The organism is Eubacterium album (assembly GCF_025336545.1).
Classification (GTDB): domain Bacteria; phylum Bacillota; class Clostridia; order Lachnospirales; family Lachnospiraceae; genus Eubacterium_U; species Eubacterium_U album.
Genome location: NZ_JAODBU010000002.1, coordinates 140,782 through 158,941, shown reverse-complemented (window position 1 = coordinate 158,941; position 18,160 = coordinate 140,782). Strand labels below are relative to the sequence as shown.

10 protein-coding genes are annotated in these 18,160 nt (G+C 32.1%); 9 read left to right on the top strand and 1 reads right to left on the bottom strand.

Annotated features, from left to right (window positions below; all coding sequences use genetic code 11):
- The first annotated feature begins 3 nt into the window (after nt 1–3).
- The 8 genes from N5B56_RS00860 (at nt 4) to N5B56_RS00825 (ending at nt 14,500) form a co-directional block, all read left to right on the top strand.
- Nucleotides 4–3,435, top strand: a complete 3,432-nt coding sequence (locus N5B56_RS00860) for a PD-(D/E)XK nuclease family protein (protein WP_260978101.1) — start codon at nt 4–6, stop codon at nt 3,433–3,435.
- A gap of 2 nt (nt 3,436–3,437) precedes the next feature.
- Nucleotides 3,438–7,109 carry a helicase-exonuclease AddAB subunit AddA gene (gene addA, locus N5B56_RS00855; RefSeq protein WP_260978100.1) on the top strand — a complete coding sequence of 1,224 codons (3,672 nt, stop codon included), beginning with the start codon at nt 3,438–3,440 and terminating at the stop codon, nt 7,107–7,109.
- Nucleotides 7,109–8,119 carry a S66 family peptidase gene (locus N5B56_RS00850; protein WP_260978099.1) on the top strand — a complete coding sequence of 337 codons (1,011 nt, stop codon included), beginning with the start codon at nt 7,109–7,111 and terminating at the stop codon, nt 8,117–8,119. The genes addA and N5B56_RS00850 overlap by 1 nt, the downstream gene beginning before the upstream one ends.
- Nucleotides 8,112–8,840: an ABC transporter ATP-binding protein gene (locus N5B56_RS00845; RefSeq protein ID WP_022088174.1), complete on the top strand. Its 729-nt coding sequence runs from the start codon at nt 8,112–8,114 to the stop codon at nt 8,838–8,840. The genes N5B56_RS00850 and N5B56_RS00845 overlap by 8 nt, the downstream gene beginning before the upstream one ends.
- 11 nt (nt 8,841–8,851) lie before the next feature.
- Complete coding sequence (locus tag N5B56_RS00840) at nt 8,852–9,769, top strand: SufB/SufD family protein (protein WP_117910672.1); 918 nt, start codon at nt 8,852–8,854, stop codon at nt 9,767–9,769.
- A gap of 419 nt (nt 9,770–10,188) precedes the next feature.
- Nucleotides 10,189–10,533 carry a metal-sensing transcriptional repressor gene (locus N5B56_RS00835; RefSeq protein ID WP_260978326.1) on the top strand — a complete coding sequence of 115 codons (345 nt, stop codon included), beginning with the start codon at nt 10,189–10,191 and terminating at the stop codon, nt 10,531–10,533.
- Between the two features lie 117 nt (nt 10,534–10,650).
- Nucleotides 10,651–13,251: a heavy metal translocating P-type ATPase gene (locus tag N5B56_RS00830; protein WP_260978098.1), complete on the top strand. Its 2,601-nt coding sequence runs from the start codon at nt 10,651–10,653 to the stop codon at nt 13,249–13,251.
- Nucleotides 13,252–13,723: 472 nt separating this feature from the next.
- Complete coding sequence (locus N5B56_RS00825; protein WP_260978097.1) at nt 13,724–14,500, top strand: ZIP family metal transporter; 777 nt, start codon at nt 13,724–13,726, stop codon at nt 14,498–14,500.
- Nucleotides 14,501–14,605: 105 nt separating this feature from the next.
- Here the strand turns inward: N5B56_RS00825 and N5B56_RS00820 are convergent, their stop codons facing one another.
- On the bottom strand, nt 14,606–15,175 hold the full coding sequence (locus N5B56_RS00820; RefSeq protein ID WP_178514766.1) for a biotin transporter BioY: 570 nt from the start codon (nt 15,173–15,175) through the stop codon (nt 14,606–14,608).
- Nucleotides 15,176–15,593: 418 nt separating this feature from the next.
- Between N5B56_RS00820 and feoB the strand changes: the two genes are divergently transcribed.
- Nucleotides 15,594–17,981: a ferrous iron transport protein B gene (feoB, locus tag N5B56_RS00815; protein ID WP_260978096.1), complete on the top strand. Its 2,388-nt coding sequence runs from the start codon at nt 15,594–15,596 to the stop codon at nt 17,979–17,981.
- Nucleotides 17,982–18,160 lie beyond the last annotated feature (179 nt).

The window sequence follows — 18,160 nt, the reverse complement described above, 5'->3', positions numbered from 1 at the left end:
GATATGTCATTAACATTTATTGTAGGAAGTGCAGGTTCAGGTAAGTCACATTTATTATATGAAAGACTTACAAATAACGCTTCAAAATATGAAAATAGAAATGAAGATTATATAGCTTTGGTTCCTGAACAGTATTCAATGGAAGCACAGAGAGAAATTTTGCTTGCTTCAGATAGACACGGAAGTTTTAACACTGAGGTAGTAAGTTTTCAGAGACTTGCAGTTGGTATATTTGAAGAACTTGGAATGACAGATATTAAGGTTATGGACGATTTGGGAAAAACTCTCGTTGTCCGTAAAGTATTAGAAAATTGCAAAAAAGACCTTAAGTATTATCATAACAAAGCAAATATGCCGGGATTTGTGGATAGAGCAAAAACTTTAATAACCGAATTAAAGCAATATAATTATAGAACACAAGATTTGGAAAAGATGATTGATGATGTAAAAGGTCATAACATTTTAAGAAATAAATTAATTGATACTAAAACGATTGCGGAAGAATTTGACAATTACATAAATGAAAAAATGATTACGATGGAAGAAGTGTTGAGCATTTTTTGTAATGTAATGGAAAAGTCAGAAAAAATAAGAAAAACACATATTTATATTGACGGTTTTACAGGGTTTACACCTATTCAGTATATGGTTTTAGAAAAATTAATAAAATATGCAAGAGAAGTTACTGTCGCAATAACTCTTCCTGAAAATGAAGCTGATTTTAACGGATATAATGACAGAGAATTATTTGCACTCAGCAAAGAAACAATTGTAAAGTTAAGAGAATTGGCAATAAGAAATAGTGTCGAAATCGAAAATACGGTTATTGTAAATAAAGGAAAAAGACCGATACGAATTGCTGATAATGATGAACTTTGTTATTTAGAAGAAAATATATTTAGAAATAGAGTTTTAAAACCTTATGATAAAGAATGCAAAAATTTAGAAATCCATGTAACATCTAATCCAAAAGAAGAGGCAAGATGGATTGCAAATGAAATTTCTAAGTTGATGATTACAGGAAATTATAAATATAAAGATATCGCTGTAGTAGTTTCTGATATGGAAGGATATTATAGATTTATTCAGGATGAATTTAGAAAATCAGGCATTCCGAATTTTATAGATTATAAGAGAGATATATCTAAAAATCCTTTTATTGACGGTATAGTAGCTGCAATTGAAGTGGTTGAGAAAGATTTTTCATATGAAAGTTTATTTAGGTTTTTAAAATTAGGAATTACGGATATTGACAGAGAAGATATTGATATAATTGAAAATTATGTAATTCAGTCAGGAAGAAGAGGATTTAACAGTTACAACAGAAAATGGGAAAAGCAGTATAAAAATATCAGCGAAGAAGAATTTGAAAATATTAATTTGATAAGAGAAAAAATCATAGAAATGTTTTCTGATTTGAGAAACGGCTTAAAGCTAAAAAACGTAGATATAACTGATTTTACAAAGTGCATTTACAAATTTATTTTAGATAATGACTGGCAGCTTAAGATACAAAAACATAAAGTGGAATGTGATGAAGCAGGCAGACTGGATGAAGCAAAAGAATACGAACAGATTTATGAAACCATTATAAAAATGCTTAATAAGCTTGTGGAATTTTTAGGTGATGAAATTGTGTCGGTAAAAGAGTTCAGACAGATTGTTGAATCCGGATTTGCAAGTCAGAAAGTTGGAATAATTCCTCCCGGTCTTGATACGGTAATGGTTGGTGATTTGGAAAGAACAAGATTAAAAGATATTAAGAAAATTATCTTTTTTGCAGGAGTAAATGACGGCCTTGTGCCTTCTGCAAATAGTGGTAGCGGAATAATTACGGATATGGAAAGAGAATTTTTGCGCTCAGCTAATTATGTATTAGCGCCAACAGCTAAAGAAAATATATATATTGAAAGACTTTATTTGTATGCATTATTTGCAAAGCCTACAGGTAAAATCTACTTTTCATATAGCACATCAGGCACGGATGGTGAAGTTTTAAGAAAATCATATATTCTGTCTCTAATAAAAAGAATGTTTCCATCAATAAAAGAAATAAAGGAAAGTAGTAAGGAAAATGTTCCGGGTGATATTACAAACATCACAGAGGCGTTAGAATTTATAACAAACAGAATGCAGGAAAATAAGAGCCTTGATGGGGATAATGAGACAAAGCAGATGATTGCAAATCTTGTTAAGAACAGGGAAGTAGAAAATGCTGTAAAGATGATAATAGAAGGAATATATTATACATCAAGACATCCAAAATTACTGCCGGAAATTGCGAGAGGACTGTATGGTAACAGACACAACATTGGTATTACAAGACTTGAAAGATATGCTGCATGTGCATATTCACAGTTTTTAGCTAATGGTCTAAGGCTTTCAGAAAGACGAAAATTTGAAATAGCTGCATATGATATTGGCAATTTATATCATTATTCGTTAGAGTTGTTTTGCAGAAAATTAAGAAATAAAAATCTGAATTGGAGAAATTTAACAGACGAAGATATACAAAAATTAGTTGAAGAATGTGTAAATATCGTATTTGAGGAATACGAAAATAATGCTATTTCAAGTGATGCAAGAAATAAATATATTGCAAATAAAATTTTAAAAACAACTATAAATACTACAGAAATATTAAAAAGTCATATCAATGCAGGAAAGTTTGAACCGGTTTATTATGAGTCAGTAGTTGAACATGGAAAAGTAGACAGAGTGGACTTATACGAGGATCCTGACGATGGGAAAGTGTATGTGAAAATTATTGATTATAAATCAGGGTCAAAGAAATTTGAAATCAGTTCTACATTTTTCGGCACACAGATGCAGCTTCTTATTTATTTAGGAGATGTAATAAAAAGAGAACAGGAAAAATATAAGGACAAACAGGTTTTGCCGGCAGGAGCATTTTATTATGAAATTAAAGACCCTTATACTAATGGACTGACAAAAACAGAAAAAAATAAAATTATGAACGATGGTTCATTGACAAAGGAAGAACTAAAAGAAAGACTTGCCTGTGAAATCAATAAGAAAAGATTTAAAGAGTATAAGATGTCAGGTATTTTTACAGACGATATCAACGTGCTAAAAAATATAGATGAAAATATGGAAAAATCTTCGGATATTATTCCTGTGAGAATTAAAAGAGATGAAAGTTATTACGCAGATGTAATGGCGATTGATAATAAGCATTTTGGTGAACTTATTAATTATGTTTCAGATATGGCAGATAAGTTTAAAGAAGAAATTTGCGAGGGAAATATTGATGTTAATCCTATAGAAAAGGCATGTACATATTGCCCATATGCAGGTATGTGTAGTTTTGATGTAAATGCAGGAGATAAGTATACGGAGGTTCCCGGATATAAATTGCCTGAAGTAATTTCTAAGTTAGATGAGATGTATGAAGATTCGGAAGGAGAAAAATAAATATGCCAAATTGGACTCCAAAACAAAAAGAAGTAATAGATGCAAGAGACCAAAACATATTAGTATCTGCGGCAGCCGGTTCGGGAAAAACCGCAGTTTTGGTAGAGCGAATTATAAATTTATTGACAGATGAAAATAATCCGGTAGATATCGATAATCTTTTAGTCGTTACATTTACAAAGGCAGCAGCTTCTGAGATGAAGGAAAGAGTAAGAAATGCATTAGATGATATTATTACTAATCATCCTGAAAATGAACACATACAAAAACAGATTAATTTGATAAATACGGCACAGATTACAACGATTGATAGTTTTTGCTCGTTTGTTGTGAGAGAAAATTTTGAAAAAATAGATTTAGATCCTGATTATAAAATCGGAGATGAAGGTGAAATTGAACTTTTAAAAGCAGATGTTTTAGAAGAAATACTTACAAAAAGATATGAAGAAGCTGAGCCTGAATTTATGAAATTTATCGAGCAGTATAAAGCGTCTAAGGCAGATGACAGTGTTACAAACCTGATAATGGAACTTTACACTGCATCTGAAAGTCATGTAAATCCTGAAAAATGGGTTAAGTCATGTATTGATAATTATATTGTTTCAGATGAAGAAGATTTAAATAGCAAGTCGTGGATGGTAAAAAATATTAATGACATTAAAAATATTATGCCTGACATATGTAAAAAACTTGAAAATGCCATAAATATATGTGAACAGCCGGACGGTCCCGTAAATTATATAAAGGCTTTAACAGATATGTATGGAACATGTAAACTTGCAATGGAAAAACAATCCTACAGAGCATTAAAAAATTCATTAGGAGATTATAAAATTCCAAGACTTCCAGGCAAACCAGAAGCCTTAAATCCTGAAAAAGCAGAACAGGTTAAGGCAATAAAAAGTGAAGTTGGAACAAAAATAAATAAACTGGTGGCTGATTATTTGTCATACGATATTGATGAAATTTTAGAAGAAATAAATGTAATGAAGGATCAGGTCCGGGTTATAATTGATCTTACGTTAGAATTTATGAATAGGCTAAAAGAGGTAAAGCAAGAAAATGCCATAATGGATTTTTCAGATTTAGAACATTATGCATTAAATATTTTAACATATGAAAATGAAAACGGAGAAATAGTTCCGTCAGATGTAGCTATAAGTATGTCAAAACAGTATAAAGAAATAATGATTGACGAATATCAGGATAGTAATACAGTGCAGGAAGCGATACTTACAAGCATTTCAAATGGAGCTGGAATTAATAATGTTTTTATGGTAGGAGATGTTAAGCAGAGTATTTACAGATTCAGACTGGCTAATCCAAATTTATTTTTAGAAAAATATGATACTTACAGTGAAGAAACGGATGCATCAAAGCGTAAAATAATTCTTGATAAAAACTTTAGAAGCCGAAAAGAGGTCATTGATAGTGTAAACTATATATTTGATACAATCATGTGCAGACATACAGGTGGAATTGAATATATAGACAACAACAGATTAGTATGCGGTGCATCTTTTAAAGAACTGCCTGATATACAGGATAATGCAACAGATATTGTTTTAATCGAAGGGGACAAAGAATATGAAATAGAACAAATCGCAAAGAAGATTAAAAAGATTGTAGACCCTGATTTTGGAATGAAGGTTCAGGATAAAGATGGAAATTTAAGAAATGCAAAGTATAGTGATATAGTTATTCTTTTAAGAGGTATAAAAGGAATTTCAAGTCAGTATGTTGATGTTTTAGAAAAATATGGAATACCGGCATACACTGAAACAAAAACGGGATTTTATGATGCAAAAGAAGTATTAACAGTACTAAATTTCTTAAATGTCTTAGATAATTCAAGACAGGATATTCCACTTGCAGGCATAATGCTATCACAAATGTTTAATTTTTCTGAAAGTGAATTGGCACAAATCCGCATTAATGATGAAGAAAGCGGTTTATATGATGAATTAAAGTCATACTTATATGATGGAGATGACGAGAAACTTGTTGATAAGATTACAAATTTTATGAATATTATTAATAACTTGAGAAAAGAAATTCCGTATATAACAGTATATGATCTTATTGATAAAGTACTTAAAATAAACGGATATGATAATTATATTATGGCACTTCCTTCAGGATTAAGAAGAATAAAAAATATTGAGCAATTGAAAGAAAAGGCAGTTGCTTATGAAAATTCCAGTTATACAGGACTTTTTAATTTTATCAGATACATTGAGAAAGTTAAGGTTGTAAGAGAAGAAGGAGAAGCTTTGTCAGTAGATGAAAGTGATAATATTGTAAGAATAATGTCAATTCATAAAAGTAAAGGGTTACAGTTTCCTATTGTATTTTTAGCAAATGCAACGTCAAAATTCAGACCTGAAAAAGATGCGATTGCGATTCATGAAGAATATGGAATCGGAATGGATTATGTTAATCATGAGTTGAAAATAAAAGATAGTTCACTTGTAAAAACTGTTATAAGAAACGCAATCACAAAAGAAAATAAAGCTGAATTACTTCGACTTTTATATGTTGCAATGACTAGAGCACAGGAAAAACTTATTATAACCGGTTCAGTAAAAGAAATTGAAAAAGAAGTTGAAAAAATTAACGGATACAGGAGAAATCCATATTTACAGGCAACAGGAAGTGAAATAACAGACATTAACAATTTTATGGACTGGATTTTGCTTGCTACGTCAAGAAATAAAGGCGCAGATGAATTATTGAAGCACAATGATAGTTTTACAGAGGCACAAAATGAAGAATTGTACAATATTGATGCAAGTGTAAACATAACAGCAATTTGTGGTGAAACAGAAGATGATAAACTAAAAGAGTATATTGAGTTAAATGATGATAATACTAAGAAACAGGAATTGCTTCAAATTGATGGTAAAAAAACATATGATAAGATAACAGAGGAGATTCTTAATAAAAACTTAAATTGGGAGTATCAGTATTATGAGGATGTAAATATAAGTGCAAAGGCAAGTGTTACTGAAATCAAGAGACAGGCATTACATGAATATGATGAGCAGCAGGATGGTACGGAAATGTTTAAAGAAGATTTGCCGGATATAATTCCTGATTTTGCAAAATCGGACGAACAGCTTCATGAAAAGCTAACAGGTGCAAACAGAGGAACAGCTTATCATAGGATATTTGAACTTATGGATTTAAATTTGCCTGAATATACAGTAGAGTCTGTTAATGAAATGATTAATGGTTATGTTAAGAGAGGTCTGATAGATAAGGCAGGAGCAGATTGTATAAATGAAAATGATGTTATTGCTTTTAGTAAAACAGACTTATTTAAAAGAATGAAACAGGCACATTCGAGAGGAGAGCTGTTTAGAGAACAGAAATTTCTTCTTGGAAAGAAGGCTTGTGAAGTGAATCCAAATACCGATTCAGAGGAACTTGTTGTAATTCAGGGAATTATTGACGTATGTTTTATTGAAAATGGAAGGTATTATGTAGTAGACTATAAAACTGACAAAGTAAGAAAAATGGAACAATTGTATGATAAATACAGTGTTCAGTTAGATTACTATAAAGAAGCAATTGAGCAGATTACAGGTAAAAAAGTTGAAGATGAAATAATATACTCTGTAACGCTTGGCGATGAAATAAGTTTTACTGAGCATAGACAAAGGAGACAATAATGATTTTTCCAAAGTATATAAAGAAAAATGACACTATAGCTGTTACGGCCCCGTCAAATGGAATAACAGATGAAATTAAAATAAAAAGATTTAACAAAGGGGTAGAGCAACTTAAAAACAGAGGATATAATGTTGAATTTACTGACAGTGTTTTTAAGACTGATAAAAGAGGCGTAAGCAATACCGCAAAAATTAGAGCAGAAGAATTTAACAGATTATTTGATAAAAATGAAGTTACAGGAATAATTTCTGCCGCAGGTGGGGATTATTTAATGGAGATGCTTGAATATGTGGATTTTGAAAAAATTAAGGCAAATCCAAAATGGGTTCAGGGATATTCAGATAATACAGGATTAGTATTTCCTATTATGACAAAATGTGATGTGGCATCTGTTTATGGATGTAATTTTGGAGATTTTGGTATGGAACCATGGCAAAATACAGTAAGCAATGCATTAGGTGTGTTAGAGGGAAATGTAAGAAGCCAGAAATCATTTGATTATTATGAATCCGACCGCCATGAATATGAAACAGGTTTTGAAGGATACTATAAAGATAAAGAAGTATGCTGGATAAACGGACGTGGTGAAGAGAAGATTGAAATGTCAGGAAGATTAATAGGTGGATGCCTTGATGTTATCTGCTTTTTAATCGGAACAAAGTATGACGGAACAGAAGAATTTATTCATAAATATAAAGATGATGGTATTATATGGTTCTTAGAAAGCTTTGATTTTAGCGATACTACGTTAATAACACATTTATGGCAAATGAAACAGATGGGATATTTTAAATATGTAAAGGGATTTGTATTTGGAAGGCCATTGATGTATAATACGTGGATAGAACAGTCATATAAAGAGGCAGTTATGTCTATTTTAGGTGATTTAGACGTTCCGGTTATATTTGATGCGGATATCGGACATAAAGGACCTCAGTTCTCAATGATAAACGGGGCAATTGCAAAAGTCAGCAGTGCCAATGGAAAAGGAGTTATACAATATGCTTGAGTTAAGAGACGTGAAGTTTAGCGTAAACGATGAAAATGGCAGTGTGAAAAATATAATAAACGGCATCAGTATGAATATTGATGAAAGCAAATTTGTAGCCATTACAGGACCAAATGGAAGTGGAAAGTCTACTTTGGCAAAATTAATCGTAGGAATTAATCAGCCAACAGAAGGAAGGATTTTATATAATGGCACAGATATTACAAATATGTCTATTACGGAAAGAGCAAAATTGGGAATTAGTTTTGCGTTCCAGCAACCTGTAAGATTTAAAGGAATCACAGTTATTGACTTACTTAGAATAGCGGCAGGAAAGCAGCTTACAATTAGTGAAGCCTGCGAATATCTTTCAGAAGTAGGACTTTGCGCAAGAGACTATATTAACCGTGAAGTGGATGCAAGTCTTTCAGGTGGTGAGTTAAAGAGAATAGAAATAGCGACAATTATTGCAAGAGGAACAGAACTTTCAGTATTTGATGAACCAGAGGCAGGAATTGATTTGTGGAGTTTTAACAGCCTTATTAAAGTATTTGAAAAAATGCAGAAAAATAATAAAAACTCAATTTTAATTATTTCTCATCAGGAAAGAATTCTTGATATTGCAGATGAAATTGTTTTGTTAGCAGACGGAGTTATCAAGGCACACGGAAGTAAAGAAGAAATTCTTCCGATGGTTCTTGGAGCAGAAAATAATGGCCCATGTGCCAAATTACAGTCATAAGGAGGAAAATCATGGACAAAATTCAGATGGAATTATTTGAACAGCTTACTGGATTACATGAAATTCCGGCAGGCGCATACAACATAAGGGCGAACAGCAAAAAAGACAGCAGAAATACAACTGCAAATATTGATATTGTAACAAAAGAAGATAAAGATGGCATTGATATTTATGTTAAACCGGGAACAAAAAACGAAAGTGTTCATATTCCGGTTGTTATTAGTAAGACAGGATTAGAAGAATGTGTATACAATGACTTCCATATTGGCGAAGGAGCAGATGTGCTTATCGTTGCAGGATGTGGAATACATAATGGCGGTGATAAAAAGTCACGTCATGATGGAATACACACGTTCTATATTGGAAAAAATGCCAGAGTAAAATATGTTGAAAAACATTATGGAAAAGGTGATGGCAACGGTGAAAATGTAATGAATCCTACTACAATTGTTAATATTGAAGAGGGTGGTTACATGGAAATGGAAACAGTTCAGATTAAAGGAATTGATTCAACAAACCGTATCACCGAAGCTAAATTAGACAAAGATGCAAAGATTGTTATTACAGAAAGAATTATGACGCATGGAAATCAGTTTGCAGAAACTCATTTCAATGTAGATATGAATGGAGATGGTTCAAGTGCAAATGTTATTTCACGTTCAGTTGCAAAAGGAAATTCAAAACAGGCATTTTATTCTGTAATTAACGGAAATGCAAAATGCACAGGACATTCAGAGTGTGACGCTATTATAATGGATAATGCTAAGATTACAGCTTTACCTGAAATTACAGCTAATGACTTAGATGCATCATTAATTCATGAAGCCGCTATTGGTAAAATTGCAGGCGAACAGTTAATCAAGTTACAGACATTAGGCCTTAGCGAAGAAGAAGCAGAAGAACAGATTGTTAATGGATTTCTTAAGTAATATGTTTATATGATTGGTAGGATTGCGGAAGTGCGTAGCACGGAACAATCCGTAGGCATCAAAGTTGGGGCCTTTTGCCCCAACATCTTTTTATAGCACAATTACAATTATGCATAAATAACTTCGACATAATAAATATGATAGTAACAATGATACTCTCTTTGCCGGATAAAACGGCAGAGGGAGTATTTTTATGTAGGACAAGTTTATGTTTATAGAACCAAATTAAAAAATAAAGTTAAAAAGCAAATAAATACGATGCAAAAGACAAATAATAGAGAAAACTTTTGTTGATATAAAGATAAATAAAACAACTTGACACATACCCTACAGGGGTATAAAATGCAAATGTAAAAATGAAAGACTAATATAATTAAAGATGTATGAAAGGAGTCGCTTTGGAAGAGAATAAAAAAGAAGTGCAGGCAACAGCAAGTGGAAAATGCAGTAAATGTTGTACAGTCGAAGACCACAATTGTTGTAGTCATAAAACAAAAGAAAGAACAGAAAAAGAATATAAAGATTTAATAAACAGACTTAACCGAATTGAAGGACAGGTAAGAGGTGTTAAAAATATGATTGAAAATGATGCATATTGCACAGATGTGTTAGTGCAGGTATCAGCAATCAGATCAGCATTAAATAGCTTTAGCAAAGTACTATTAACTAATCATATTAAAACGTGTGTGGTTGATAATTTAAAACAGGGAAATGATGAAGTAGTAGATGAATTAGTAGCTACACTACAGAAATTAATGAAATAAATATGTTAAGCTAAATTAAATAAGTAAATTAAGTTGAATAAGTGAATTTAGGAAACTAAATAAAACAATTGATTTGACGAAGTCAATTATAATAAATAGCAATCGAGGTGATAAACGTTGAAAAAATATTCAGTATATGGAATGAGCTGCGCCGCTTGCAGTAGCAGGGTGGAAAAAGCTGTTTCCAAAGTAGATGGGGTAGATTCTGTAGCGGTGAATTTACTTACGAATTCAATGATAGTTGAGGGTGATGTCAATCCTAAAGTAATAATGAAGGCAGTAGAGGATGCGGGATATAAGGCAAAACCACAGGAGAATGAAAAAACAAAATCAGAGAATGACCAGATAAAAGAACTTGATAATTCTGATGAAACAAAGAAAATACGAAACAGATTTATATGGTCATTAATATTTCTTGTTCCACTTATGTACGTTTCGATGGGTGTCACAATGTGGGGATTCCCGGTTCCGGATGCATTTGAAAAGAATCACATTGCCATGGGTCTTACGGAGATGTTATTTACAATTATAATAATGATTATAAATAAAAAATTTTTTGTTAGTGGATTGAAAGGATTGATAAATAAAGCTCCTAATATGGATACTTTAGTAGCACTTGGTTCAGGAGCTTCGTTTGGATACAGTTTGTATGTGCTGTATGCAATGACATTTGCACAGGTTGATGGAAATATGGAACTTGTACATCATTATATGCATGAGTTTTATTTTGAATCAGCAGCAATGATTCTTACATTAATTACACTAGGTAAGATGCTTGAATCATTTTCTAAAGGAAAAACAACAGATGCACTAAAAGGACTTATGAAGCTTGCACCAAAAACGGCTACAATAATTGATGCAAATGGAATTGAAAAAGTTGTGGATATTTCAAAGGTGACAATAGGAGATGTTTTTGTTGTAAGACCAGGTGAAAGTATTCCTACAGACGGAATCATAATAGAAGGAAGCAGTGCTATTGACGAGTCAGCCCTTACAGGAGAAAGTGTTCCAAAAGATGTAACGGTGGATAACGAAGTATTTGGTTCAACAATTAACAAATCAGGATTTATTAAATGCAGGGCAACAAGAGTAGGAGAAGATACGACATTATCACAAATAATTCATATGGTAAGTGATGCTGCGGCAACAAAAGCACCAATAGCAAAAGCTGCAGATAAAGTATCGGGAGTGTTTGTTCCTGTTGTAATTGTGATAGCACTAATAACCATAGTTGTATGGCTTGTCGCAGGAAAAGAAGTAGGTTTTGCACTTGCCAGAGGAATATCAGTATTGGTAATAAGTTGTCCTTGCGCGTTAGGACTTGCAACACCTGTAGCAATTATGGTTGGTAATGGAAAAGCAGCAAGAAATAATATTTTATTTAAAAACGCAGTTGCACTTGAAAATACAGGAAAAACACAGATAGTTGCTTTGGATAAGACAGGAACAATTACAAGTGGAAAACCGGTTGTAACAGATATTGTTGGAAAAGATAAGGATGAACTTTTAAGGATTGCTTATGCTTTAGAAAGTAAAAGCGAACATCCTTTAGCATCAGCAATAGTTGAATATGGAAAAAATAATAATATTAAAAAACAGAAAATTAGTGAATTCTCAATTGATGCAGGATATGGATTAAAAGGTGAATATGAAGGAAATAATATAGCAGGTGGTAATTTTGCATATATAAATAAATTTGCAAATATAAATGATGAACTTAAAAAGAAGGCAGACGAATTTGCAAAAGAAGGAAAAACCCCATTGTATTTTTGTAAAGACAAAGAGGTGCTTGGCATTATTGCAGTAGCGGATGTTATAAAAGAAGAAAGCATTGTAGCCGTGAAAAATCTTAAGAACATGGGAATTAAGGTTGTCATGATTACAGGTGATAATGAGCAGACAGCACAGGCGATAGGAAAGAAAGCAGGCGTGGATGAAATCTATGCAGGAGTTTTACCACAGGGAAAAGAAGAAATAATCCGCAAACTTTCAGAAACTGGAAAGACAGCTATGGTTGGCGATGGTATAAATGATGCACCGGCATTAACAAGAGCAGACATCGGTATAGCAATTGGAGCAGGAACAGACGTTGCAATTGATGCGGCAAGTGTTGTCTTAATGAAAAGTGATTTAAGAGATGTATCTGGAGCAATAAGATTAAGTAAAGGTGTATTGAGAAATATTCACGAAAATCTATTCTGGGCATTTTTCTATAATGTAATAGGAATACCTCTTGCGGCAGGCGTATGGTTTCCGTTATTTGGATTAAAATTGAATCCAATGTTTGGAGCAGCTGCAATGAGTCTGTCAAGTGTATGTGTAGTTACAAATGCATTACGATTGAATTTATTTAAAGTTCATAAAAAAGATGAAATGAACGTAAAGAATAAAGAGAGTTTTGAAAAAATAAGTGATAATAATGTAATGATAAATTCAAATAAAAAATGTCAGTCAGGTTGTAATATTAAAGATAATAATATAAATTCAAATGTAAAGGAGACAAGTAAAATGGAAAAAGTAATGACAATTGAAGGAATGATGTGTGGACATTGTGAAAAGGCAGTTAAAACAGCCTTAGAAGCAATAGATGGAGTAGAAAGTGCTGTTGCAGATCATGAAAAAAATGAAGCTGTTGTTAAATTAACTAAGGATGTGGATAACAATGTTTTAAAGGAAACAGTTGAAAAACTTGAGTATAAAGTTACAGAAATTAAATAATTGTTTGAATGTAACAAAATGATAACATGAAAACAGTAAACTTTGTACAAAACATTTAAAAAACGTTTTAATTTTATAAAGAATTTAATATACTCTTAAATAGTAAAATTGAACGGGTAAAAATTAAATAAGAAATTTACATCAAAAAAGACAAATAGTTATTCTTCGGATAAAACAAACTTTAAGGTTAAAGGCTTAAAACCTAATAAAAAGTATTACGTAAGAGCAAGAGCATATAGCATATATAAAGGTACAACTGTATATTGTAAATGGTCTAAGCGTAAGGTTATTATTAGAAAAAATAAATAAATATAAGTTAGTTAAAAATGAGACTGTAACACTAACTAAGTGATACAGTCTCATTTTTATGATAGAATACTTAATAGATTACAAAGTATAATTGTGCATAACATAAAATTAATATTAACAGTTATTATTTAATGCAATATATTAATATGAGAAAGGAAATAATATGAACGTATTTATAGGTTTAATCATACCATTTATAGGAACAACATTAGGAGCAATGTGCGTGTTTTTAGTTAAAAACAAATTAAATGACAAAGTGCAAAAAAGTTTATTAGGCTTTGCATCAGGAGTTATGGTGGCAGCGTCAGTATGGTCATTATTAATACCATCATTAGATATGGCATCAGAAATGGGAATGCTGTCATTCATACCGGCGTGTGTAGGATTTATGCTTGGAATCCTGTTTTTACTTGGAATGGATATGCTAGTTCCTCATTTGCATGCCGGAAGTGATAAACCCGAAGGACCAAAGAAATCATTAAAGAAAACAACGATGTTAATTTTGGCAGTGACAATTCATAATATACCAGAAGGAATGGCAGTAGGAGTTGTGTTTGCCGGAATGATGGCAAATAACACGGGGATAACATTAGCTGGAGCCATGGCGCTTTCAATTGGAATAGCAATTCAAAATTTCCCTGAAGGAGCAATAATCTCCTTGCCGTTAGTGTCAGCAGGAAATACAAAAAAGAAATCCTTTGTTTACGGTATGTTATCAGGAATAGTTGAACCGATTGCGGCAGCAATAACAATAATGCTTACAGGAATAATTTTACCGTTGCTTCCATATTTATTGTCATTTGCGGCAGGGGCTATGATATATGTTGTTGTAGAAGAATTATTGCCTGAATCCGTGGAAGGTGAACATTCTAATATTACAACAATTGGATTTGCATTAGGATTTATGATAATGATGATATTAGATGTGGCACTAGGATAATTTGAAAATAAATAATATAAAAAATACGGCTTAAACATAAAAATGAGTAAGCCGTATTTTTTGTGACAAACATAAAGCTTGTCTGTTTATGGACTGATATACGAATTATAACTTAATTACTTTTTTTACACGGTCAGATATAATGAATGCAACTGCGAGTTTAACTAAATCAGGAATAACGAAAGGTGTTACGCACCATCCAAGAACAGTTGCAAGACCAATTGTACCCGTTGATTTCATGTATACAACCATGTACCATGCTGTACCAAATGCATAGCATACAACAAGTCCTAATAAAAGAGCTATAAGTTTAACAATGAATTTATTACCTAATAAAGATGTGAATAACCAGTAAATCAAAGCGGTACATAAGAAGCCTATAAGGTATCCGCCTGTTGTTCCTAAAAGTACGGCAACACCACTTTTAAATCCTGCAAATACAGGAACTCCGATAGCTCCTAATAATAGGAAAACTAAAATTGAAAGTGTTCCACGTTTTCCACCTATAATTTCTAAAGTTACAAATACAGCAAATGTTTGAAGTGTAAATGGAACTGTCAATGGAATGGAAATCCAAGAACAAATTGCCATTAATGCTGCAAATAAAGCGATTAAAGTGATATCGATTGCTTTGCCTGATGATTTTGTTGCTGTTAAATTTTCTGTTGTTGACATTGTTTTCTCCTTTTTTCATAAAAATAATCACGTATAGATATTCTGAAATTTGACAGATATCCGAATATGTATTTATTGTTGATTTCAATTGTTGTATTGAATCAATTTTTATCATACATATGACAATATAAATGGTAAAAGATGAATTGTCAACCTATATCGCAAAATAGTTGACAACTAAAATCCCAATATTAGTGATAACACTAATTAATGCACATACTAATTACTAACAATTTAAAATTGATATGATTTAAAGCAGAGTTAAAATTAAAAAATATAGTACATAGTAAAAAACGATGCTATAATGTACAGGATAATACATAATGGCAAATGCAATTTGGGATAAGTAATATATCAATATGAATTAATTATTAGAGTATATAGTTAAAGTATCCTTAATTGCAAAAGAGAGGTACATATGAAACTTTCAGAATTAAAGCAAAGCCAATCGGGAATTATTTCTGTGGTCGGTGGAGAAGGAAATTTAAGAGGTCATTTTCTGGATATGGGAATAATTCCGGGAACAAAAATCACTTATGTTAAAGCTGCTCCAATGGGAGATCCCATTGAGTACCGTATCTGGGGATATGAATTGACTCTTAGATTAGAGGATGCACAAAAAATAGAAATAAATATGTGCAATGAAAATGATAACAGGTTTTTGGATGACAAAGAGGAAAATCTACATAAAAATTACACTGAATCAGGGAAAGAAAAATTATCACATCATCCGGGCCTTGGAGAAATGGGAATATACCATGTTAAGCAACGTGGCGAAGAATTAAAAGATGATGAATTAATAACATTTGGTCTTGCGGGTAATCAGAACTGTGGAAAGACAACATTATTTAATCAGCTGACAGGCTCAAATCAGCATGTTGGTAATTTCCCAGGAGTTACAGTCGATAGAAAAGATGGACAGATTAGAAAACATGAGAATACTTTGGTTACTGATTTACCTGGAATATACTCAATGTCGCCTTATACAAGTGAGGAGATTGTAACAAGAGACTTTTTCTTAAATGACAGACCAAGAGGAATTATCAATATTGTAGATGCAACGAATTTTGAACGAAATATGTATTTGACAATGCAGTTAATTGAACTTAATATTCCGATGGTATTGGCGTTAAATATGATGGATGAGGTTCATAAAAACGGCGGAACTATTAAGATAAATGAATTAGAAGAAGCATTGGGAATACCGGTAGTTCCTATATCTGCCGCTAAAAATGAAGGTATAGATGAACTTATCGACCATGCGATACACGTTGCAAAGTATAGAGAACGTCCGGGAAGAATGGATTTTTGTGATGCGAATGGTGAAGATAGCGGAGCAATGCACAGGTGTCTTCATTCTATAATGCATTTGATTGAGGATCATGCACATAAAAAAGAGATTCCTACAAGATTTGCAGCAAGTAAATTAGTAGAGGGCGATGACGAAGTGCTTAAAAAACTTGAACTTGATCAAAATGAAAAAGAAACGCTTGAACACATCATTTTGCAGATGGAAAATGAAAGCGGATTAGACAGAGTGGCTGCTCTTGCAAAAATGAGATTTACATTTATTGACAAAATTTGCAAGGCTACAGTTGTTGAACCAAAGCAAAGCGTTGAACATATACGAAGTCAGAAAATAGATAAAGTGCTTACAGGAAAATACACAGCGATACCTTCGTTTGTTGCTATAATGGCATTTATATTTTGGATGACTTTTGGAGTGGTAGGAGCATGGCTTTCTAATCTTATGGAAATAGCTATTGATTTTGTTACAAATGCTTGTGATAAAGCACTTATTAGCATACAGGTTAATGAAGTGCTGAGATCGCTTGTGGTTGATGGAATATTGACAGGTGTTGGAAGTGTATTGAATTTCTTACCAATTATAGTTATTTTATTCTTCTTTCTATCATTGCTTGAAGATAGTGGATATATGGCAAGAGTAGCATTTGTAATGGACAAATTATTAAGAAAAATAGGTCTGTCAGGGAGAAGCTTTGTTCCAATGATAATCGGTTTTGGGTGTTCAGTTCCGGCTATAATGGCTACAAGAACATTGCCATCTGAAAGAGACAGAAAAATGACAATAATGCTTACTCCTTTTATGAGTTGCTCGGCAAAATTGCCTATTTATGCAATGTTTACCGCAGCATTTTTCCCTAGATATGGAGCATTGGTTATGACTGCTTTATATTTTACGGGAATTATAGTTGCAATAATTTACGCGCTAATATTAAATCATACGAAATTTAAGGGAGAGCCTGTTCCTTTTGTTATGGAACTTCCAAATTACAGACTTCCGGGAATAAAAAATGTAGGAAGATTGATATGGGATAAGGCAAAAGACTTTATTACAAGAGCATTTACAATTATATTCTTAGCTTCTATTATAATATGGTTCCTTCAGACTTTTGATTTGAAATTAAATGTTGTTGAGGATTCTAAAGACAGCATTTTGGCTTTAGTTGGAAGTATTATTTCTCCGATATTTAAACCATTAGGTTTTGGAAATTGGAAAATATCAACAGCACTTATTACAGGATTTACAGCAAAAGAAAGCGTTGTAAGTACATTGACAGTTCTTTTCGGTGGAACAAATATAGCACTTTATACAGCATTTGATACAACTACCGCTATAGTTTTTCTTGTATTTACATTATTATATACACCTTGCGTAGCTGCAATTGCATCTGTAAAAAGAGAATTAGGTGGAAACTGGGCAGCAATGATAGTGGTGTTACAGTGTGTAGTTGCATGGATTGTAGCGTTTATTGTTAAAATGTTATTGACTGTTATTGTTTAGTAGAACAGAAATTTAGTGATGAATTTCTTAAAGAAAAGAAAAAAATTTTGACCAATTAGGCTTATGATAGTTAAGTATTTGTGTCAGAAGTTACATAAAACTTATAGAACTAAAAAAATAATATATATATCAGATAAAACCCCATTATTGCTATTGAAATGTTTCAAAAGTAATAATGG